General features: G+C 63.5%; 17 protein-coding genes and 3 pseudogenes. 9 read left to right on the top strand and 11 right to left on the bottom strand.

What is annotated here, in order from left to right; translation table 11 throughout:
* Nucleotides 1-54: 54 nt before the first annotated feature.
* Nucleotides 55-633 (top strand): annotated as a pseudogene (locus tag AX735_RS21780) (tyrosine-type recombinase/integrase); the annotation flags it as partial.
* Between the two features lie 331 nt (nucleotides 634-964).
* A complete protein-coding gene (locus AX735_RS21775) occupies nucleotides 965-2,794 on the top strand; it encodes an AAA family ATPase (RefSeq protein WP_231750217.1) in 1,830 nt (609 codons plus the stop codon).
* 61 nt (nucleotides 2,795-2,855) lie between these two features.
* Here the strand turns inward: AX735_RS21775 and AX735_RS21770 are convergent.
* From AX735_RS21770 to AX735_RS21730, 9 genes and pseudogenes are all read right to left on the bottom strand, one after another.
* A pseudogene (locus tag AX735_RS21770) lies at nucleotides 2,856-4,517 on the bottom strand (conjugal transfer protein TraG N-terminal domain-containing protein); the annotation flags it as partial.
* 50 nt (nucleotides 4,518-4,567) lie between these two features.
* Nucleotides 4,568-7,111, bottom strand: coding sequence for a type IV secretion system protein TraC (gene traC / locus AX735_RS21765; RefSeq protein WP_066284723.1), 2,544 nt, complete (start codon nucleotides 7,109-7,111; stop codon nucleotides 4,568-4,570).
* The gene (locus AX735_RS21760) at nucleotides 7,108-7,695 is read right to left on the bottom strand and encodes a hypothetical protein (RefSeq protein WP_050599560.1); all 588 of its coding nucleotides are present in this window, start codon (nucleotides 7,693-7,695) and stop codon (nucleotides 7,108-7,110) included. The genes traC and AX735_RS21760 overlap by 4 nt, the downstream gene beginning before the upstream one ends.
* Complete coding sequence (locus AX735_RS21755) at nucleotides 7,692-8,564, bottom strand: DsbC family protein (protein WP_050599561.1); 873 nt, start codon at nucleotides 8,562-8,564, stop codon at nucleotides 7,692-7,694. The genes AX735_RS21760 and AX735_RS21755 overlap by 4 nt, the downstream gene beginning before the upstream one ends.
* Nucleotides 8,561-9,877, bottom strand: coding sequence for a TraB/VirB10 family protein (locus tag AX735_RS21750; protein WP_006834211.1), 1,317 nt, complete (start codon nucleotides 9,875-9,877; stop codon nucleotides 8,561-8,563). The genes AX735_RS21755 and AX735_RS21750 overlap by 4 nt, the downstream gene beginning before the upstream one ends.
* A complete protein-coding gene (locus AX735_RS21745) occupies nucleotides 9,877-10,692 on the bottom strand; it encodes a type-F conjugative transfer system secretin TraK (protein WP_006834210.1) in 816 nt (271 codons plus the stop codon). The genes AX735_RS21750 and AX735_RS21745 overlap by 1 nt, the downstream gene beginning before the upstream one ends.
* Nucleotides 10,689-11,258, bottom strand: coding sequence for a type IV conjugative transfer system protein TraE (locus AX735_RS21740; protein WP_066284719.1), 570 nt, complete (start codon nucleotides 11,256-11,258; stop codon nucleotides 10,689-10,691). The genes AX735_RS21745 and AX735_RS21740 overlap by 4 nt, the downstream gene beginning before the upstream one ends.
* A gap of 12 nt (nucleotides 11,259-11,270) precedes the next feature.
* Entirely contained in the window at nucleotides 11,271-11,558 is a 288-nt protein-coding gene (traL, locus tag AX735_RS21735; protein ID WP_006834208.1) for a type IV conjugative transfer system protein TraL, read from the bottom strand.
* A gap of 31 nt (nucleotides 11,559-11,589) precedes the next feature.
* Nucleotides 11,590-11,922 (bottom strand): hypothetical protein, encoded by a 333-nt coding sequence (locus AX735_RS21730; protein ID WP_066114305.1) that lies wholly within the window; start codon nucleotides 11,920-11,922, stop codon nucleotides 11,590-11,592.
* Nucleotides 11,923-12,290: 368 nt separating this feature from the next.
* On the opposite strand from AX735_RS21730, the gene AX735_RS21725 reads away from it, so the two are divergent.
* The 3 genes and pseudogenes from AX735_RS21725 to AX735_RS24715 form a co-directional block, all read left to right on the top strand.
* Nucleotides 12,291-12,782, top strand: a complete 492-nt coding sequence (locus AX735_RS21725; RefSeq protein WP_060977596.1) for a hypothetical protein — start codon at nucleotides 12,291-12,293, stop codon at nucleotides 12,780-12,782.
* A complete protein-coding gene (locus AX735_RS21720; protein ID WP_060977608.1) occupies nucleotides 12,775-13,002 on the top strand; it encodes an AlpA family transcriptional regulator in 228 nt (75 codons plus the stop codon). Before AX735_RS21725 ends, AX735_RS21720 begins: the two co-directional genes overlap by 8 nt.
* A 186-nt stretch (nucleotides 13,003-13,188) precedes the next feature.
* Nucleotides 13,189-13,867, top strand: a pseudogene (locus AX735_RS24715) (transposase); the annotation flags it as partial.
* Nucleotides 13,868-14,127: 260 nt separating this feature from the next.
* Here the strand turns inward: AX735_RS24715 and AX735_RS24710 are convergent.
* Together AX735_RS24710 and AX735_RS21700 are read right to left on the bottom strand one after the other, a co-directional pair.
* On the bottom strand, nucleotides 14,128-14,454 hold the full coding sequence (locus AX735_RS24710) for a 2Fe-2S iron-sulfur cluster-binding protein (RefSeq protein WP_073976872.1): 327 nt from the start codon (nucleotides 14,452-14,454) through the stop codon (nucleotides 14,128-14,130).
* A gap of 29 nt (nucleotides 14,455-14,483) precedes the next feature.
* Complete coding sequence (locus AX735_RS21700) at nucleotides 14,484-15,761, bottom strand: cytochrome P450 (protein WP_231750215.1); 1,278 nt, start codon at nucleotides 15,759-15,761, stop codon at nucleotides 14,484-14,486.
* On the opposite strand from AX735_RS21700, the gene AX735_RS21695 reads away from it, so the two are divergent.
* The 4 genes from AX735_RS21695 to AX735_RS21680 are packed head-to-tail and all read left to right on the top strand — an operon-like array spanning nucleotide 15,760 to nucleotide 19,515.
* Nucleotides 15,760-16,698: a FadR/GntR family transcriptional regulator gene (locus AX735_RS21695; RefSeq protein ID WP_208598119.1), complete on the top strand. Its 939-nt coding sequence runs from the start codon at nucleotides 15,760-15,762 to the stop codon at nucleotides 16,696-16,698. The two genes, AX735_RS21700 and AX735_RS21695, sit on opposite strands and share 2 nt — an antisense overlap.
* Nucleotides 16,699-16,711: 13 nt before the next feature.
* Nucleotides 16,712-17,851 carry an NAD(P)H-dependent flavin oxidoreductase gene (locus AX735_RS21690; RefSeq protein ID WP_060980175.1) on the top strand — a complete coding sequence of 380 codons (1,140 nt, stop codon included), beginning with the start codon at nucleotides 16,712-16,714 and terminating at the stop codon, nucleotides 17,849-17,851.
* 15 nt (nucleotides 17,852-17,866) lie between these two features.
* Nucleotides 17,867-19,042 (top strand): thiolase C-terminal domain-containing protein, encoded by a 1,176-nt coding sequence (locus AX735_RS21685; RefSeq protein ID WP_060980176.1) that lies wholly within the window; start codon nucleotides 17,867-17,869, stop codon nucleotides 19,040-19,042.
* The gene (locus tag AX735_RS21680) at nucleotides 19,039-19,515 is read left to right on the top strand and encodes a Zn-ribbon domain-containing OB-fold protein (RefSeq protein WP_060980177.1); all 477 of its coding nucleotides are present in this window, start codon (nucleotides 19,039-19,041) and stop codon (nucleotides 19,513-19,515) included. The genes AX735_RS21685 and AX735_RS21680 overlap by 4 nt, the downstream gene beginning before the upstream one ends.
* The last annotated feature ends 157 nt before the right edge of the window (nucleotides 19,516-19,672 follow it).

The raw sequence follows: 19,672 nt of genomic DNA, 5'->3' as shown, positions 1-19,672 counted from the left end.
GACCATGCAGCCCGGTGACCACACCCCAAATTACACCTCATTGACGGACGTGACCAGAAATGCCGTTCATTCGCAGGCCGCGTGTTTCGCTACGGTGTCGCCACGACCCGCTGCAAATCCGATCCGACCAGTATGCTGAAGGGTGCTCTCGTAACGCCGAGAGCCACGCATTATGCTGCAATCCTCGAGCCCACCGAGCTTGGCGGGCTGCTGCGCGCCATCGACGACTTCACTGGCTACATGGTGACGAAGTTAGCTTTGCAGATCGCGCCGCATGTGTTCGTACGCCCCGGCGAACTCCGGCACGCCGAATGGCATGAGATCGACCTCGTCGATGGGGTCTGGAAGATCCCTGCCGGTAAAATGAAAGCGCGCCGAGCGCATGCCGTCCCGCTTTCCAAACAGGTTAGAGGCTATCTCACTGATCTGGCCGAGATGCTCGGCCGCGAAGGATATGTTTTCCCATCTGCGCGCAGCTCCAAGCGTCCCATGAGTGAAAACACGCTCAATGCCGCATTCCGTCGCATGGGATACTCGAAAGAAGAAGTCACCGCGCACGGACTCCGTGCGACAGCATCGACATTCCTGAACGAATCGGGCCTTTGGAACCCGGATGCAATCGAGCGTGCCCTTGGCCGACCCCGCGCCGGTGCCTGAACAGACCGGCATCTATCTGCCTTACCGGCCCAGCCGCATCGCGATCAAAGGTGCGCCGGCCCATCCCACTCCGCTTGTGGAATCGGTCGCCATGGGGTCGGTCGCGGCACCCCAGCCGGACGTTTGGGCGATCATTCACCGCAACCTCGAAGCTGCGCTCGAAGCAACCCGTGTGGTCGACGAGGACAGCGGCGATACGCTCAACCGCAATGCCAAGGCTGCAGCGCTCTCGATCTTCGAAGGCACCAAGCAGCGCTTCTTTGCCCAGCTCCTGCTTTCGATGAAATTGCCGAGCCTGATCCCCGCGATGGTCGCGGCGCTTGGCGAAGACCATTCGGTTGTCGTGCAGCTGGTTTCGACCGCCGAGGCCATGCTCGACCGGCGCCTCGCCGACCTTACCGTGGAGGAACGCGAAGCGCTCGATATCGATCTGTCCCCGCGTGAATACGTCATCGACTACCTTACGAAGAGCTTCCCGGTGCGATTGATGCAGGTCTTCGCCGACGAGGACGGCAATCTTCGCTCCGAGGCGATGAGCGACGAGGAGGGCAATCCCGTTTTCTGCTCGCGTGCCATCTGCAGCCGCCGACATAACCGTCATTCGCAGCTACGGATTGTCCTTTCGTCGCGTGACAGGATCGTAGCGATCCAGGGCATAGCCGGGGCGGGCAAAAGCAGCGTGATGAAGCCGGTCGCCCAGCTGCTCCGCGAGGAAGGCAAGCAGGTGCTGGGGCTCGCCGTGCAGAACACGCTCGTCCAGATGCTCGAGCGCGATACCGGCATCCGTTCGATGACCATCGCCCGCTTTCTCGCTCAATGGGGCAGGCTTCTACACGAGCCGGGAAATGCCTCCCTGCTTGGCGAGGCTCGGAGCGCGCTCGGAGACCATGTCCTGGTGCTAGACGAGGCGTCGATGGTATCGAACGAGGACAAGGCCAAACTGGTACGGCTGGCGAACCTTGCCGAAGTCCAGCGCCTGGTTCTCGTCGGCGACAGGCGACAACTTGGTGCCGTCGATGCCGGTAAGCCTTTCGACCTCGTCCAGCAGGCCGGGATCGAGCGCGCCAAGATGGATGTAAATTTACGCGGCCGCGATCCCGTCCTGCGGCGAGCCCAGGTCGCCGCGCAGGAGGGACGCATCGACGATGCGCTCCGGGCGCTTGCGCCTTCAACCTTCGAGGCTCATGGGGATAGTGCGATTGTTGCTGCCGAAAAGTGGCTTTCGCTCAGCCCGGCGGATCGGGATCGCACGTCGATCTACGCGTCGGGACGGGCGTTACGATCTGCGGTCAACGAGGCTGTCCAGCGCGGACTCAAGGCCAATGGCGAGCTTGGTCCACGATCGGGCCGGCTGACCATTCATTCACGGATGAATGTAACACACGAGGAGCTGCGATACCTTCGCACTTACCAACCAGGCATGGTCCTCAGCTTTCGCTCGCGCGACAGCACCCAGAAACTCTCCAAGGGCGACTACACCGTCAAAAACATCGATCATGCGCGCAAGCAGATCGTGCTTGAGGACAGGAAGGGGCGTCTGCGCAAGTTCAATCCCGCGCGCTTACGACCGGGCGGAAACGATAGCCGGTTGTCGCTCTTCGATCGCAAATCGCTTTCCATCATCGAGGGTGACAAGATCCGCTGGACCGACAATGACCACAAACGCGGGCTGTTCAACGCCGACCAGGCGAGGATCGTGGCCATCGACGCAAAGGGCGTCTTGGTGGAGACAGCAGCGGGCAAGGAGCTCCGCCTGAGCCGCGGTGACCCCATGCTCAAACGCATGGACCTCGCCTATGCCCTCAATGCGCATATGGCGCAGGGACTGACCTCTGATCGCGGGATTGCGGTGATGGACAGCCGCGAACGCAATCTCGCCAATCGGCAGACCTTCCTGGTCACGGTCACCCGGCTTCGCGACGGCCTTACGCTGATTGCAGACAATGCCGAGAAACTTGGCCGGGCCATCAAGTCCAACAGCGGCGAGAAAGCGTCGGCCCTCGAAGTAACGCAAAGGCTCAAGGCGGCAGCTGCCAAGGGGCTTTCACAGGACAAGGATGTTGGCAACGCTTCGCCTGCAAGTGACAAACCCGAGCTCACCAAGGAAAGGGTAAAGCCTTTCGAAATCGGCATTTGATCACCGACAGCCTGGACGATTTCCGCGTTACCAGGCACGATGCCTGTTCGAGAGAAGTGCGGAGGCGGCTGGCCATCTCTTCGGCTCGACGGGCCTCTCGCGTGTAGCTTTCGGCTTCGGTCAGCGATCGGCTGAGACCCGACGAGCTGGTTGACACCTGCGATACCGAACTCGAGCTCGTCTCGCGCAGGAAGCCTTCACGCGTGTTCGACCAGTTGCGGCTATCCGAAAGCTGCCGCAGCGTTCCCATGATCCTGCCACGGTCTTCCGAGGCGATCCCGATATCGCTGTCGGTCCACGACTGATTTCGGCCACCGCGGACGCCCGCCTGCGCGTTTAGTACTCCGCCTTCGGCCTTTGCTCCGGCTCCTGCTTCGCCGTTAAGGAACCAAGAAATAGTAATGTCGTCTGACGCGCGCCGGGAAAGGCCAAACTGCTGCTGAAGCGTCCTTGAAGCATTGTCGACTTCGCTGAATGCCGTGCCGATGCTGTCGTTCGTACCGACGCCGCTGACCGTGTCGGAGCTCAGACCCTGGCTGTAGGCGTTGCGGATCTCGCTGAACCGGGTGAGCGCAGAGCTCGTCGATTGCTGGGCGAGGTTGGCATAGGTCTCGCTCTGCGTCCGGCTCTGGCTCGCCATCGTTCCGAGGCGACCGGTAAAGTCCTGCCCGAGAGTCGGTGTGAACGGATAGCTTGAATTCGGGACAGCAGCGAACTCTCCATCGGGGAAGCTGGTGGTCTGCGTGCCGCTGTCGCTGAAACCACGCGTCTGTGCCGCGCCATAGGCGATGTTGGGTGCAAGATTGCCCTGCGCAAACTGGCGGGAAAACACCGTCGAATTATCGATGTTCGAATTGCCAAGCGAGACATTGCCGGTGCTCGCTTCGCGCGAGGCTTCCTCGGCCGCATTCTGGCTCGGGTTGAGATAGCTCGTTGCCTGGCCCGAGATCGCCAGCGCACCACGCGCCACCCCGCCGGCAAGGAACGGGATCGAGGCGACAAGATAGCCTGCCAGGATGCCGATATCGCTGTTGACGTCGCTCATACCGCCAAAAGTCGCCAAGCTGAGGCCTGTGCTGCCGCCAGCTGCGGTGACATCGCCCGCGCCTTTGAACATCAGGATCATGTGCAGGATGACGAAGAGCGGTCCCCACGCCGCAAGGTAGAAGAAGCCGGTGACGTAACCTCTCAATGCAATGGGTCCGGTCCGCGGCATCAGGAACAGCGGAAACAGGACAGGGAACAGCGCGTAGAACACTACCGTCAGCACGACATTGAGGATCGGGACCCATTTCATCGCGTTGTGCGCGATCGAAGAATAGGTTCGCTCGGTCTGAATATCGGCGCGGGTCTGCGCGAAGACGTCAATGCTGCCGGTGCCGCTCGCCCCTGCAAAGCCGTGCATGGCCTGGTTCATGGCATTGATCGTCAGCACCTGGCGGAAGATGTCGCTGGCGCTGCGCGAGATGCCGGTGAGATACTGATAGGCAATCGGGAGGTCGGCCATGAGCTTGAGGTCCTGGCTGAACAGGCTGCGACGCAGCCCGTCGGCTTCGAGGTAGCGGTCCGACAGATTGGCGAGCTGGGTGAAGAGGCCGCCGAGGTCCCAGCCCGCAACGAACAGGAACAGCGCAAGCGGCAATCCCAGCACGATCAGCAGCGAAGTCGCCGCAAAGCGTGCGGTCTCGATGAGGACGAAGCAGCTCCCTTGCAGGAACGGCATCAGGCTGCGGAGGTTGGCCGGAGGGGTCCGGTCGGCGAGATGCGAGACCATCATTGTCCGCCTCCCGCCACGATGCGAATGGCATCGGCGAGGCTGTGCCCACGCCGCTCGCAGTCCTGGATCGCGGCATAGGTGTCGGGATCGGAGGAGTAGATCGTCGCCGAGAAGGGATCGAGCACGAGCCGGCCGACCGCTTCGGTCTCGGGGCCCTTGATGAAGACCTCGCTGTACTCGGTACCCGAACGCTTGAGGCTGCGGATCAGCGTCTCGGTGCGGTCGTCCATGTCGAGCCGCGCGTTCGCCCTGAAATCGGCGATCGTCTCGGCCTTCTGCTGAAGTACCAGCATCCAGTCGCTATTCTCGAGCGCGGCGCGCGCGCCGTCGGACTTGTAATAATCATTGAGGGACTGGGTCGCGGTGGCGAGCGCGCCGCCGTACTTGCGGGCAGTGCGGGCATAGGTTTCGACGAACTCGCCCATCGACCCGCCCTTGAGCATGGCCCAGGCCTCGTCGATCAGCAGCAGCTTCTTGGTTGCTCGCGACGAGCGGGTCATCGCCTGGCTGGTCATGAACATGATCGCCGAAAGGACGACGCTGCGCAGTTCCTCGCGGCTTGCGAGATCGCTCATCTCGAAGACGGTAAAATCATCGTCGAGCGCGAAGCTCGCCTTGCCTGCAAAGAACCCGCCGTAGCTGCCGCCGCGGCAGAAGGGCGCGATCGCGGTGGCGAGATCGCGGCCCGCCTCGCTTTCCGATCCATGGAGCGCATGCGCGACATCGTCGACCGATGCGCCGCTTCCGAGTGCCTCCCAGGTCGCGGTCACGGCCCGATCGATGAGCCCGCGCTCGGTATCGCTCGGCGCGGTGCCGGGACGCGCCATCTGGCCAATGATTGCCTTGATCATGGCGAAGCAGTCGAGGCGGTAGTCCTCGTCTTCGTGTGCGCGGGCATCGTCGACCATCGAGAAGGGGTTCAGGGAAAAGCCCGAGGCGAGCGTGAACTCAACGAAGCGTCCGCCCTGCAGTTTGACCGAATGCTCGAAGCTGCGGCCGTCGTCGATCACCACGACCTTGGCACCGGCGCCGCGCAGGGCGGCGCAGAGTTCCTGCAGCAGCACCGACTTGCCCGAACCCGACTTGCCGCAGATCGCGATATTGTGGTTGCCGGCACCGTTCTCGAATGGCGACCACCAGAAGGGCTGGCCGCGGCGGCCAACGAGCAGGAGGTGCGGGATTACGCCGCCGAGATATTCGCCCTGCATCGGCGCGATATGTGCCGCTGTCGTCGAGAGCATGGTCTTGAGACGCTTCAACCGCGCCATGTCGTCGGCGAGGCCATCGGCGAGGCACAGGGGAAAGGCAGCGACGAGGCCTTGGAGCTGGAGGAAGCGCTCGTCGGCAAGGTCCCAGCCCGCCGCCTTGTAGATCGCCTTGATGATGCGTTCATGCGCGTCGCCCTGGCCGAGCGGCGAGATGCTGGTGAGCCCGTAGAACAGCTTCACGAGCTTCTTGCCAGCCTGGAGTTCGGCCTGGACGTGGCGCCACTCGGCCGACTGTTCGGCAAGCTTGGGCAAGAAACGCGCGCTCTTGGTCTGGCTGAGACTGGTCGTGCGCATGAACTTGAAGCCCGCGCGCGCCGAAGCAGCTTCCTGGTCGGGGTAGACCAGGCACAGCATGGTTGCCGTCGGACAGGGGAAACGCAGCTTGTCGGTGAACATGTCGCCGATGAGCCGCGCGCATTCCCAAGGTGCCCAGCGCTCAGGGGTAGAGCGCACGGCATAGTGCCGCACATCGAAATGGTCGGGATAGCATTCGCCGACTTCAGGATTGCCCTCCTCGTCGCGGCCCGTCTCGCGAAAGCGCTCGGTCCTGAGGATCAGGCGATCGTCGCCGACCTCGAGCTCGATGTCGCGGCGGATCGCTTGGGACTGAAGCGTATCGTGCGGGTTCCACGCATGGATATCGGTCTCGTGCGCGGTAGTCGGCGAGGTGAGCTCGTCGATCAGCGCCAAGAGGCCGCCCGGACGCAGCTCCTGCGCGTGCAGTCCGAGCGAGTGGAGCATGCCCATCAGCCCTTCGCGGCATTCCGAAAGTTCCGCGTCGGTCACGCTTCCGGGCACCGGCACGCCGAGCGAGACGATCAGCCGGACGTTGCGAGCATGGAACGGCGCATGCGCCGAGCCCGAGCTCCAGACGAGATCGTAAAGGCGCCTGGTGCGCGCTCTGGCGATGGCCTCGTAGATCCCGCCCTGCTCGTAGCGCGGAGCGAACCAGGGGCCGACCACGCTGCCGATCCGCGGAGATGCGAAGTTCAGGACCTGGAGGCAGGCGCCCTGCGGCAGGCCTTCGGAGAAGAACTGACCGAGGATCTCGCCGGTCCGTTCGTCGGCCCCGATCAGCGGGGTGACTTCGAGCACGAAGCCTTTGGAGCGGGCGTTGCGGTAGAGCTTCGCCCCCTCGTCATAGACCCGGTAGGGCAGCCAGTCCGAGAGCATATCGAGCCCGAAATGCGCCCGCGGCTTTTCGGGCCGAGCCGTGTCGGCAAACAGGCCCCGCGAGAGTGCGTCGCGCGCGGCAGCAAGGGATAGCGTCACTGGCTCTCTCCTTCGGTCATGTCAGGTTGGGGGACCGGCTCGCGGGGAGGGGAAAACGAGCCAGGTCCCCCGGGTTCCGGCGCGTCAGCGCCGGGCATCGCCGGAACGGGCTGCGAGGGGATGAACAGCTGTTCCGGCAATGTGTCTGCCTCTTGGATTTTTGGCGGTTGGAAATCGGTTGCGGGGTTGCTCTCGCGCGTCGCGGCAATAGTCGATGCCAGCGAGCGCAGGACTTCGCGGCGGCCCTGCGGCGTGCGCCAGCCTGTCCCTGCCTGTTCGGGCAGCGTCAGGTGAACGACGCGCGCCTCATGGTCGCGGCCCGCCGCGTCACGGTAGCCTGTCAGCACGACCAGCAGGCGACGAACCGCTTCGCCGGTCGGGGTCACCGTCCGATGCGCGTCAACCGTGTCAGCCTTTTCAATGCCGGTCGCCCCGGCATCGATCGCGGAAGTCGGCGCGCAGGTCCCTTCCGGAGCCCGGCAGGCAAAGCTGCCTTTGACGTTGCCGCCGAGGCTGGCGCAGCCACTGGCCAGGAGGAGCGGCGCAGCGAGCACCATGGCGCGAAGGATTGGAAGCCGGCTCATTGCGCCACTCCCTTGCCTTCGGCGACGAAGCGGCGGATCGCCGCGGCATCGCGGTAGCCATGAAGCACCGCCCCATCGCGGGCGCGCACGATGACCGGAGTTCCGGCAAACCCGTTGGCCTTCGCGAAGGCTTCGTTGGCATCGAGTGCCTTGGCCTCCTTGCAGGTCTTATCAGTCGCCAGAGCCTGGCCGGAATAGGCCGCATGGAGTGCCTTTGCCGGATCCTTAGCGCACAGCACCGCCTCGGAAATCTTGCGGCTTGCCGCGCCGAAGATCGAGATCGGTCGCTCTTCGACATGAACCTTGGCCTTGGCGAGTTCGGCGGTCAGGCGCTGGCAATACCCGCACTGGAAATCCGAGAAGACGACCAGGCGTTCGCCCTTGAGGTTGCCCCAGTGGATCGCGCCGGCAGCCGGAAGCGACGAGAGGTCGACATGGTTGGCGGCCGCCTGGACAGGCGTTTCGTCGCGTCCCGCCGGCGCGTCACTGGCTACGCGCGCCGCACCGGCCGCGAGCAGATCGGGATTGAGTTCGAGCAGGCGGGCGGCAGTGACGTCGCGCCGTTCTTCCATGTCGTAGAGACGGCCTACGAACAGGTAGCGGGCGGTCTCGTCGATGTAGAACAGCGTGTCACCCGAGACGACTTCGCACCAGGGCCCGAGCGTGTCGCAGCTGATCGCATCGATCGGGGTCTTGGGCAGCCGCAGTTTCAGCGCCTGCGCGACATCGCTCGCCATGCCCGCGGCGCTCGCAGGCATCGCAGTGACGGCAGAGACGCCGAGCGTCAGCACGGCGGCGGCGCTCGAGAGGGCAAGGGCAAGGTGGGCGGCGCGCGCCTTCAGGCTTGGCGGCGAGTCATTGTAGTTCATTTGGAGGGGCTCCTGACGTGGACGCCGTCGAGAAAGACGATCTCGACCTCGATGCCGGTCGGCATCTCGACGACGGGTTGGTATTGTTCGGCGCGTTCGATGAGGTATCGGCTGACGGTGTCGGCGGCTTCGCCGGCACCCTGGCCAAAGCCACCGGCGAGGATGTCGGTCGGCGACAGCGCCTCGCGCTGACCGTTGGCGCCGACCTGGCCGGTAAAAATGCCGTTGGCGTTGGCGGAAAATCCGCGGCCGAAGCCGCCCACAATCCCGGCGAGCAGCGCCTGGCTGACAAGGCTGCCTTCGCGGCTGACCACGCGGCCGCGCACGCCCGACTTTCCGGCGAAGGAGATGAACCCCTTGACCTCGCTCACCGCGAAGCGCCCACCGGGTTGCGCGCAGGTCATGCGCACCAGCTTGACGTAGACCTTCTCCGCCGAGAGATCGCCGCGCGCCGCGCCATTGACGAGGCAGCCGGTGATATCGGTGGTGAGCAGTTTGTTGCCGCGCATCACCGAGCGGGCCGGACCGGTGATCCGGAGCACCACGGGAAGCGGATCGCTCTGGCTGGCAACGCCGGTCGAGGCATCGACACCCACGATGACCGTTGCCGGTGCGTAGCTGTTGGGCGGAAGGTAATCGCGGCTCGCTTCGAGCAACAAGGCTGGCGCAGTCTCTGCCGCACGCGGCTTGCCGTCCTTGCCCGTCTCCGCGCTGAAGCTCATCAGGCTGAGCTGTCCGCCTTGCGTTTCCGGCGCTCCTTGCGGTGGCTGGACAGCTCCGCCGGTGCCGACGCCGGGTCCATAGGCAGGTGGCGGTGGCAGTGGCGGCGCGGCGGCAGGTGCCTTCGCAGCTTCGCTCAGCTGTGATCGCAGATTGGCATTCTCGGCCGAGATCGCGTCGATCGCCGCCTGGCCGTCGGAGCGCATCTGCGCGTTCTCGCTGCGCAGGGCTTCGAGCTCCTGTTCGATCTCGGGGCGCGGCAGCTGGGCCTGCTGGAGATCCTTGATCGCGCGGCCCTGTGCATCGAGCCGGTTACCGTAGCTCGCGACGAACTCGCGCTGCGAGAGGTTACGATTGACGAGGCCGCCGGTGTCGATTGTCGCCGCACCATTGGCATCGGTGCCAGCCTCGTCGCCGTCGCCGCCGAAAATGAACATGCCGCCGCCGATGAGCGCGATGGCCCCGATCCCGGCGAGCAGCATCTTCTGGCGCTGTGCGATCTGCGAATTGAGGTTGCGCCGTCCGCTTTCTCGCGCTTCCGGCGAGCCCGGCAGAGGCCTCTTTCCGGCGTCCTTCTGTGGTGCCTCGGCCATCAGTCGAGTCCTCCCTTGGCAAAGACTAGGAAGGCACTGGTCGCTTCACCGGGAGCGAGTGCATCGCGGCCATAGGCAAAAGCGAGCGCGCCTGCGGCACCTTCGCGCTCGGAGCCAAGCGCAAGGCTTTCCTGGCCGAGGTTGCGCACGAGGAAGCGCTGTCCGGTAAGTTCATCGCCCTGGTATTCGGCGACCAGCTGGACCTCGATCCCGCCGGTACGCCGCGGAGCCGACAGTTCGGCGCGGGCAGTGAATCCGGGCAGGACGGCATCGCTCGCCATCGCCTCGATCAGGCGGATCGCGGCGTCCTCGGGACCGGTCTCGGTCTCCCATTCGGTGGCCGCGGCTTTAGCGAGCGCGGGATTGGTGATGAAGAGCTGGGTCGCTTCCTCGCCGCCGAGACGGCAGGCGAACTTGTAGACGTAGCCCGCCTTGCTGGTCGCAAAGAAGCTGACCCGGGCAGCGGCAAATTGCGGGGGCACGGAGATATAGATGTCTCCGCGCACTGGCTCGTGCGTCACCTGGAAATCATTGTAGGGAAAACCGCTCGCGATCTTCGAGACATTGGCAAAGCCGTCATCGATAAGCGCGATCCGGGTGAGTTCGCCGCGAGCGAGCTCGCAGTCGATGGTCGCGTTGTCGGCCGCTTCGACGAATTGGTCGGCATACGCCGGGACCGGCGCGAGCGCGAAGGCAAGCACGGCGAGGCCGGTCAGCTTGAGCCCGGGATCGGGGCGCCTTGTCGCGCCGATCGCGAAACAGGCAAGGCCGGTTCCGGCAAGCGCAGCAGCGAGGGGAGATGGGAGAAGGCTCATTGGCCGGGTTCCTCCTTGTCGGTGGGAAGTTGCTCAAAGCCGGCGAGCGCAAGGCTGAGGCCACGCTTCGACCAGCGGAAACGGAAGGAGCGGCGCTGGCTCGCGATCACCTGCGTGCCGACAAAGGTCTTGAGCGTGCCGGTGACGGTCGAGGTCAGGGCCTTGGGGTCGACGTGCATTTCCGCGATCACGAAGGCCTGGCTGATGTCCGAGCCGCGCTGTTCCTCGACGATTTGGACGAGCTCGGCCTTGAGGCGGCCGTGCGCGGCGGGATCGGCGAGCTTCAGGATGTTCGTCATCCAGTAATCGAGGCTTTCGGGCGCCCGGTTGAGGAGCATCAGCGCCGTGTCGCGGGTGACGAGCTCGAGATAGGGCGCATCGATCCCACCGCTCGAGACGGTGATCCGCTCGGCGGTAATCGGCACCAGCACCACCTGCTCGTCGCGGGTGACCGCGGCGCCGAGGCTGACCAGCGTGGTCAGGCCGAGGACACCTGCCAGCACGGCAAAGCGGTTGCGTTGCCGCAGGTAGGTCTGCGCCTGTTCGTGCGCGAATTCTGCTCGCATGGGTCGCCTCCCTCAGCCCGCCAACAGGCGGCAATGGGAGGGCGGCGTGGCCTTCAGCCCGAGGAAGCTCCCGGGCAGGTACCAGTACGCAGCATGCACCAGTGCCGAACCGGCGCCGCGTGCCTTTGCCTTCCGCAAGGCAAGCCAGGCCCCGGCGGCCAGGCCGATACCGATGAAGATATGCTGCGAGAGAATGCCCCAGGCGAAGGGAATGAGAATCCCTGCAAACTCGTCGATGGTCCAGAAGCCGATGAGCTCCGGGTCGTCGAGCCGCCGTGGAACGAGGTACCTGTCGGCCATGCCGCCCTCCTGTCGTGACCGGATCCGCTGATCAGATGACTGCGGTCACGACCGAGGTGACGATCGGCACGCCGGTGCCGACACCGATCCCGACGCCGACCGGCACCGCGACCTGGCCGAGCGAGAAGCGCCCGGAGGCGAGACCGATCAGACCGCCCGCAAGGCTGAGCACGGTGATGATCTTGCCGCCCGAGCCTTCGAGGAAGTCGGTGAACTTGGTCAGCGCGGGATCGAAGGTGGTGTCGGCGCCGGCGAAGGCGGCCCCGGCGCAGGCCAGCGCCACGCAGGCGGGAAGAATGTAGTCGCGGCCACGAGCACGGTTGAGCGTGCGCTGCAGGGCCGGAAGGGCAGTCTTGGTGGTCATGGATGGAACCTTTCGAGGAATTGAACATCAGCCAGCGATGCGTTCGCTGTATGTTCTTTCCTCTCTCCGGAGCCGGGCTGTAGGAAATCGGGAACTGGATTTTGGGGCTGGCGGCCAAGCAAAAAGCGACATCTGAAGGTGCGCAGGCCGGGATTCGCGCAGGTTGATCGCGAACCAGCGCCGACTGCGCCGGCTTCTGAGCGAAGCGAGCCGCGCTATGCGCGCCGGCGGCCGAAATTCGCGCGAGTCGTCGGAGGAAGCTGATTCGCGACTTCCTTTATGTTCTCTAATTGTTCTTTTCGTTTTCCTACAGGTTTCCTTTCGAGCTAGCCAGTGAATCGATCACCACTAGAGAAAGGGATTCGTCGATGACTGACATGGCGCTCTTTGCCGAACAACAGGTTCGCGCCGACCTCGCCAAGCTTTTACTGGCTGCCGTTGAAGCCAGCGGAAGGGCCCGCTGCGACATCGCGCGCGACGCGCAGATCCATAAGGATGCCCTGCGCCGCGTCCTTGCCGGCGAACGCTCGGCCAGCCTCGGTGAAGCCTTGCGCATTCTTGCCGCAAGCGGCGTCGCGCCGCACGCACATCTGCTTCTGTTCCTCGTCAGCAGCGGCGATCACGCGATTGCGTGGCTGCAATCGGACCTCGCGCAGTTCTTCGAGGACTTTTCCGGCGAACTGCCTTCTGCGCTCGAGCGTGTCCTGGGCAATCAAGTGCATGACGTGAAGCCGCGCTGGGCAAAGGGCACGGCGCATCGCGTCGCCCGCCTGCTCTCCGACCACATCGACGAACTCGAACGCAAGGATGCGATGCTCGGCGACGTCTTTGCCGGTGTCGAAGGAGGCCATCGTGGGTGAAGAGATCGACAAGGGAGCGACCGAAGCCCGCCGAGTCACCCGGCTCATTCGCCTGCCCGAGGTTCAACATCGTGTCGGGCTTGGCCGTTCGACGATCTATCGCTGGATGGCCGAGGGTAAGTTTCCGAAGCCGGTTCAACTTGGTGGCTATACAGTTGCTTGGGCCGATGCCGACATTGATGAGTGGATCAGAATGAGGATGTCTGACGAAGCGATTTGAACTTGCTCCGCGTTGCGTTCTTAACCGGAGTGACCAGGTTCTCTCCATGCTCACGCCTACGCTACTCCGCAAAATCGCGGCTTCGCTCGAAGCCAATCCACTCGGGGAGATCGAGATCAGACGACTTGAGGGTTTAGGCGGTCACTTCCTTGGTCGTGTGAGTGTCGCGCTGCCCGACGAGGACCCAGTCCGGTCTACATGGTGATCGAGGCTGCCAACGAGTTCCAGCACAAGACCACCTAACCCAACGAGATATGGCAGACCGAAAGTGCAGCTGAACGGAGGCGAAGCCGGAGGACACTTCACCTACTTCAAGATCATCGGGTGGGGCTGGATGTATCTGTCCACCGTACTCAACGATTACTCCCGCTACATCATCGCCTGGAAGCTATGCACGACGGCGAAAGCTGAAGACGTCACCGACACGCTCGACATGGCACTCGACGCTTCGGGCTGCGATCACGCCAATATGCTGTAAAGACTGCCTCTGCTCAGCGGAGTCGAAGACGACGCGGAGCGCCACCATGGCCCGAGTTACATCGCGAGCGATCTTGCCGACTATCTCGATGGGAAGAACATGAGCCACGTGCGTGGTGCGCCGTTCCAACCGCAGACCCAGGGCAAGATCGAACGCTGGCATCAGACGCTCAAGAACCGCGTGCTGCTGGAAAACTACTTCCTACCCGGTGATCTTGAACAACAGGTCGAGGCCTTCGTCGAGCCTTCCAATCATCAGCGTTTCAACAACGTGACGCCTGCCGATGTCTACTTCGGCAGCGCACCATCCATCATCAAACGAAGAGAAAGGATCAAGCGAAAGACACTCGAATATCGGCGCTTGCAACAGCGCAGGCTCGCCGCCTAAACATCAAACCAGACGAGGCGAGTACCCCGCAATCCTACGCCGCGATCTGTGCCAAATGTTCTGACGGGGGACAGGTTCAACAACAGGCGGTTGCTCAAGCCGATCGGCAATATGCCGCCCGCCAAAGCCGAGAACGATACCACGCCATACTGGACGACACACCTATCGCAGCCTACTCAAGCCAAATGGCCTCCGGCAATTTCGGGGCGGCTCATTGCACCGTCGAGGTGCAGATCAGGGAGTGACTAAAAATACTAAGGTCAATATTGTTGCTCTGGAAGGTGAAGCACAATCCCGTCAAGCTGGGCATCAAGCGTGATCTGGCAGGCCAGCCGGCTTTCCGCCGTGGTCCCTTCGGCGAACTGGAGCAGATCGGCTTCCATGCTGCCATCCGCAAGCCGCCCGACCCGGTCGATCCAGGCGGGATCGACGTGAACATGGCATGTGGCACAGGCGCATTGGCCCCCACAATCGCCGTCGATGCCCGGAACTTCGTTGAACAGCGCCGCTTCGCGCGCCGTCATGCCAATTCCGATTTCAACCGGAAACCGGCGACCATCGTGGGCAACAAAGGTGACCTTCACCATAAGACTGTGACCTTCCCCTGGCGCATTGATCAATGCGCGTGAAGCTTGACCGGCAGGCGGGTGATGCCGCGAACGAGGTTGGAGAGCAGGCGTTCAGGCTCTCCCACCACCTCGACGAAGCGGAAGCGCTCGTGGATTTCTTCCCAGATGATCCGCAGTTGCAGTTCGGCCAGGCGGTTGCCCATGCAGCGATGGATGCCATAGCCAAATGAAAGGTGCTGGCGCGGGTTCTTGCGGTCGATGATGAACTCTTCCGGCCGGTCGATCGCCGTTTCGTCACGGTTGCCCGAGAGATACCACATTACCACCTTGTCTCCCTTGGCAATGCGTTTTCCGCCGATCTCGCAATCCTCAAGCGCGGTCCGGCGCATGTGGGTCAGCGGGGTCTGCCAGCGGATGATTTCGGGAACCATGCTGCCGATCAGTGAGTGATCCTGGCGCAGCTTCTCATATTGATCGGGGTTCTGATTGAGCGCAATGACCCCCCCGCTGATCGAGTTGCGGGTGGTGTCGTTGCCGCCGACAATCAGCAACAGCAGGTTGCCCAGAAATTCGAGGAAGGGCATTTCGCGCGTGGCCGGCGAATTCGCCATCATCGTAATCAGATCGTTACCCTCGGGGCGGTCGATGCGTTGATCCCACAGCCCCTTGAAGTACATGGCGCACTCGATCAGTTCCTGGCGGCGCTGCTCGTTGCTATCGACGATGCCGGATCCTGGTATTGCGGTGGTTACGTCCGACCAGCGCGTCAGCTTGGCCCGTTCGTCCCAAGGGAAATCGAACAGGGTCGCAAGCGTCATCGTGGTCAGTTCGACTGAGACACTCTTCACCCAGTCGATTTCTTCGCCCACCGGCAGCGCATCGAGAATCGCCCCCGCCCTTTCGCGAATCACCGGCTCAAGCAACAACAGATTGGATGGTGCCACTGCCGGCGTGACAGCCTTGCGCTGCGCGTCATGCTTGGGCTGGTCCATCGCGATGAACATCTCAAGCTCAAGATTGGTCTCGTCGTTGTGCATGTCCTGGATGGCGATGCCACCCAATTTGGCTTCGGACGAAAACACCTTATGGTTGGTGTCGACCGCCATGATATCATTGTACTTGGTGATCGACCAGTAGGGCCCGTACGAGCTTTCGGCGCAGTAGTGCACCGGATCCTCGCGCCGCAACCGCTCGAAGAAGGCTCCGATCTTGTCGCTCTGGAACAGGCTTGGGCGGGACACGTCGATTTCCGCAAGCGGGATTCCGGCAACTGTGCGGACGAGTTCTTCACGATCCAGACCGGGCTGCATTGCTAGCGTAGCCATGACCGCGTCGCTCCATTTTCTGTGCGTGTTGCGTCGTATGAGGCATTCACATCGATTCGTCAATAATAGTATAAGCATTTATGCCATTGAAGTTTACCAATCGACGATAATCATGGTGCGAATTGACTCCTGTCGCGCTAAACCTTATCAGAGTAAAATGCAGTCTAACCGCATCTGCCCTGTCGCACTCGAAAATGGCCAGATTCAGGCCAAGACCAAGCGCGCGTTGGTACTCGCCCGCGAAATTGTCGAAGATATCGAAAGCAATGCGCAAGGACCCGGCGACCGGCTCCCTCCCGAAGACGCCATGCTGGCGCGCTACGATGTGGCGCGGGCCACGCTTCGCGAGGCATTGCGCTTTCTCGAATTGCAGGGCGTCATCCATCTCGCCCAGGGTCGGGGAGGCGGGCCGGTGATCACGCGACCCCGGACCGCTGATTTCGCCAGTTCGATGGCGTTGGTTCTTCAATTCATGGACACCGATCTTCGGGCGCTGCTCGAACTGCGCGAGGCAGTTGCCCCGACGGTTGCGGCGCGGGCGGCAGAAATGGCTACCGTTGCCGATTTGGCTGCGCTCGAGGATTGCCTGGGGCGGCTTGAGGGAGAACGTGACGGTGCGGAATTCGAGGAAACCAATCGCCGATTTCACGACTTGCTGGGCTGGGCCAGCGGCAACCCCACATTCGGTCTGCTTGTCTCGGCGCTGCACCTTTTGACTCGCAACATGTCGATCGGTCTGGGCTATTCGGCCCAGGAACGCGACACTCAGCTGCGGTGCCTGGGCCGCGTGCTGCACGCCGTTCGGATGCGCGATGCCGCGGGCGCGCGGCGCCAGATGGAGCGGTTGATCGCCGGTTCGACCCAATACCTGGCAGAGCGAAGTCCCGATCTGCTCGCGCAAAAGGTACGCTGGGGAAACGCAAGTAGACTAGCTTGAAGGGAGAGAGGCAATGGCCTTGAACAGCCGCATCTGCGACATGCTGAAGATCGAATACCCGATCATCCTCGCCGGGATGGGCGGGGCAAGCGTTCCGGCGCTGGCGGCTGCGGTCTCGAATGCCGGCGGGCTTGGCGTGCTGGGTGCCGCTGCCTGCGCGCCCGAGCGTCTGCGAGACTGGATTCGCCAGACCCGAGAACTGACCGACAAGCCGTTCGGGGTCGATACCCTGCTGCCAGCCTCGGTCCGTCGGGGCAAGCCGCCGCAAAGCGGTGCAGCGCCGGTCGATCCGATGGCGCTTGCGGCCGAATACCGCCAGTTTGCCGAGGAGTTCATGGCCAGCGAAGGGTTGGTCAAGGCCGATGGCGAGGCCGTGAAACGCACGATTGGCGGACGGGACGCCGAAGGCGGCCCGCCACTGTTCTCGAAGGAGTTTTTCGAGGCGCAGATGGAAGTTGTGATCGAGGAAAAGGTGCCGGTCTACGCCGCCGGGCTGGGCAATCCTGGCCCGTGGATGGACCGGCTTCACGCGAACGGGACTGTCGTAATGGCGGTGGTTGGCAAGGTCCAGCACGCGCGGCAGGTGGTCGAGAGTGGAATCGATGTGATCGTCGCCCAGGGCCACGACGGCGGTGGGCACAATTCGCCGATCGGGACCATTTCGCTGATCCCGCAGGTGGTCGACGCGGTGGGCGACCGGGTGCCGGTGCTGGGCGCGGGCGGCATTTCCGATGGGCGCGGTGTGGCTGCCGCCTTCATGCTCGGCGCCGAAGGTGCCTGGGTTGGCACGGCTTTCCTTGCTACACGGGAGGCGGGAATCGAGGACTTCCAGAAGGAAGCGATCGTCGAAGGGGGCGATGCCGATACCGTGGTCAGCCGCTCGATCACCGGCAAGCCGGCGCGGATGATCCGCAACAAGTGGGCCGACGCGTGGGTCGCGGCCGGCAAGGAGCCCTTGCCAATGCCGTACCAGTCGATGATTTCCGGTCCTGTCATGGCGGCCGGCATCGCCGCCAGGCGCAAGGACATTCTGCCGGGCTTCGCCGGACAGGGCATCGGCTTGATCCATGCCGTACGCCCCGCCGCCGCAGTCATGGCAGAGCTCGTTTCCGATGCCGAAAGCGCGCTCGAACTGGCCAGCCGTTTCCGCTGATCGAGGGCGAGGCGCGTGACCGGATTTTCCGACAAGGCCGCAATCACGGGGATTGGCGAGACCGATTTCGTCAAGGGCACCGAACGCAGCGCGGTCGACATGATGCTTCAGGCCTCGCGACGCGCGATTGCCGACGCGGGGCTCAGGCCGGGCGACATCGACGGCATGGTTCCGCCGCCGATTTACACGACTTCCGAGGAACTGGCCGCCAACCTGGGGATCGACGTGCTGCGCTTTGCCGCCACGGTCCACATGGGCGGCGCGAGTCCGACGACAGCGCTGCAGAACGCCGCAATGGCGATCGCAGCGGGCCTGTGCGATCATGTTCTTGTGACGCTTGGCTGGAACGGGTTTTCCGCGCTGCGCCCCAAACCCGGCGCGCCGCCGACCCGGTCCATGAACATGACCACGCTGACCAATACGATCCAGGGCTATTACATTCCCTATGGAGTGTTTCTGCCGGTGCAGATGTATGCTTGGCTGGCGACCCGCCATTCACGTCTTTTCGGGGTTGGCGAAGAGGCGATGGGCGCGGTGGCGCTGGCCTGTCGCAAGCATGCGCAGATGAACCCCAAGGCCTTCACCAATGGCCGTCCGCTCGACTGGGAGACTTACGCGTCATCGCGCTGGATATCGGAACCGTTCAGGCTTTACGACTGCTGCCTTGAGACCGACGGAGCCTGCGCGGTGGTGGTTTCCCGGATCGACCGCGCGCGCGACATGCCCCATGTGCCGGTGACGATTGCCGGGGCGGCGGAAGGGCACCCCTATCCGGCCGACGATATTCCCTCGCGTCCCGATCCGTTCAAGATCGGGCTGTCCTACGCTGCTCCCAAAGCCTTCGAGATGGCCGGCGTGACCCGCGAGGATATGGACTTTCTCCAGATCTACGATTGCTTCACTTACGTCGTCCTGCTGCAGCTGGAAGCGCTGGGATACTGCGAGCCGGGCGGACAGCTCGATTTCGTCCGCGACGGCCAGATCGAACTTGGCGGGCGCTACCCGCTCAATACCCACGGCGGACTGCTCAGCGAGGCGCATGTCTGGGGCCTTAACCATGTCGTCGAGGCGGTCCGGCAGCTGCGCCACGATTGCGGCGACCGGCAGGTCGCAAACGCCCGGACCGGCTTGGTCACCGGCTGGGGCGATCTGGGCGACGGCAGTGTCGCCATCCTGCGGAGATTCTCATGAGCGACAACGCCGACCTTCCGCCCAGGCAGCGGGCCGAAGCACAGGCCAGGCCAGCCAAGCCGCGCCCGCGCCCGCAGGACCCGATCGAGCAGGAATTCTGGCAGCGCTGCCAGGATGGCCGGCTGCATTTCCAGCGCTGCTCATCCTGCGGCACCTGGCGCCACCTGCCGCGTTACATGTGCGCGCGTTGCGGCTCGCCCGAATTTGCCTGGCAGCCCAGCTCGGGCAAAGGCACGCTGTTTTCGTGGACGATCACGCACCAGGCGCTGCACCCGGCGTTTGCCCATGAAATCCCGTTCGTCGCGGCAGTGGTCGAGTTGGCGGAAGGGGTCCGCATGGCGACCCGGCTGATCGACTGCGCCCCGGAAGGGCTCGCACTCGACATGCCGGTCGAACTCGCCTTCGAGCCTCTGGGCGACGATTTCCAGCTGCCGGTATTCCGGCCTTTCGCGCATGGGGAGTCCACGTCATGAACCTTGATTATGGCCCCGAATACGAACGCTTCCGCGCCGAAGTGCGGGATTTCCTTGACCGCAACCGGCAGCTTGCGCCGGAATCGGCGAACCGCGCGGCGCGACCTTCGGCTGAAGCGGTCGCCTGGCAAAACCTGCTGCTGGAAAATGGCTACAC

The organism is Blastomonas sp. CCH1-A6, assembly GCF_001556365.1.
In the GTDB taxonomy this organism is placed as follows: domain Bacteria; phylum Pseudomonadota; class Alphaproteobacteria; order Sphingomonadales; family Sphingomonadaceae; genus Blastomonas; species Blastomonas ursincola.
This window is presented reverse-complemented; position numbering and strand designations above follow the sequence as displayed.

Excerpts from the sequence above, each read along its gene's own strand:
- AX735_RS21750 (WP_006834211.1), bottom strand. The coding sequence starts at position 9,877 with ATGGCCGAGGCACCACAGAAGGACGCCGGAAAGAGGCCTCTGCCGGGC.
- traL (WP_006834208.1), bottom strand. The coding sequence starts at position 11,558 with ATGGCCGACAGGTACCTCGTTCCACGGCGGCTCGACGACCCGGAGCTC.
- AX735_RS21730 (WP_066114305.1), bottom strand. The coding sequence starts at position 11,922 with ATGACCACCAAGACTGCCCTTCCGGCCCTGCAGCGCACGCTCAACCGT.
- AX735_RS21760 (WP_050599560.1), bottom strand. The coding sequence starts at position 7,695 with ATGAGCCGGCTTCCAATCCTTCGCGCCATGGTGCTCGCTGCGCCGCTC.
- AX735_RS21695 (WP_208598119.1), top strand. The coding sequence starts at position 15,760 with ATGACCGCGTCGCTCCATTTTCTGTGCGTGTTGCGTCGTATGAGGCAT.
- AX735_RS21680 (WP_060980177.1), top strand. The coding sequence starts at position 19,039 with ATGAGCGACAACGCCGACCTTCCGCCCAGGCAGCGGGCCGAAGCACAG.
- AX735_RS21755 (WP_050599561.1), bottom strand. The coding sequence starts at position 8,564 with ATGAACTACAATGACTCGCCGCCAAGCCTGAAGGCGCGCGCCGCCCAC.
- AX735_RS21700 (WP_231750215.1), bottom strand. The coding sequence starts at position 15,761 with ATGGCTACGCTAGCAATGCAGCCCGGTCTGGATCGTGAAGAACTCGTC.
- AX735_RS21740 (WP_066284719.1), bottom strand. The coding sequence starts at position 11,258 with ATGCGAGCAGAATTCGCGCACGAACAGGCGCAGACCTACCTGCGGCAA.
- AX735_RS21745 (WP_006834210.1), bottom strand. The coding sequence starts at position 10,692 with ATGAGCCTTCTCCCATCTCCCCTCGCTGCTGCGCTTGCCGGAACCGGC.
- AX735_RS21725 (WP_060977596.1), top strand. The coding sequence starts at position 12,291 with ATGACTGACATGGCGCTCTTTGCCGAACAACAGGTTCGCGCCGACCTC.
- AX735_RS21690 (WP_060980175.1), top strand. The coding sequence starts at position 16,712 with ATGGCCTTGAACAGCCGCATCTGCGACATGCTGAAGATCGAATACCCG.
- AX735_RS21775 (WP_231750217.1), top strand. The coding sequence starts at position 965 with ATGGTCGCGGCGCTTGGCGAAGACCATTCGGTTGTCGTGCAGCTGGTT.
- AX735_RS24710 (WP_073976872.1), bottom strand. The coding sequence starts at position 14,454 with ATGGTGAAGGTCACCTTTGTTGCCCACGATGGTCGCCGGTTTCCGGTT.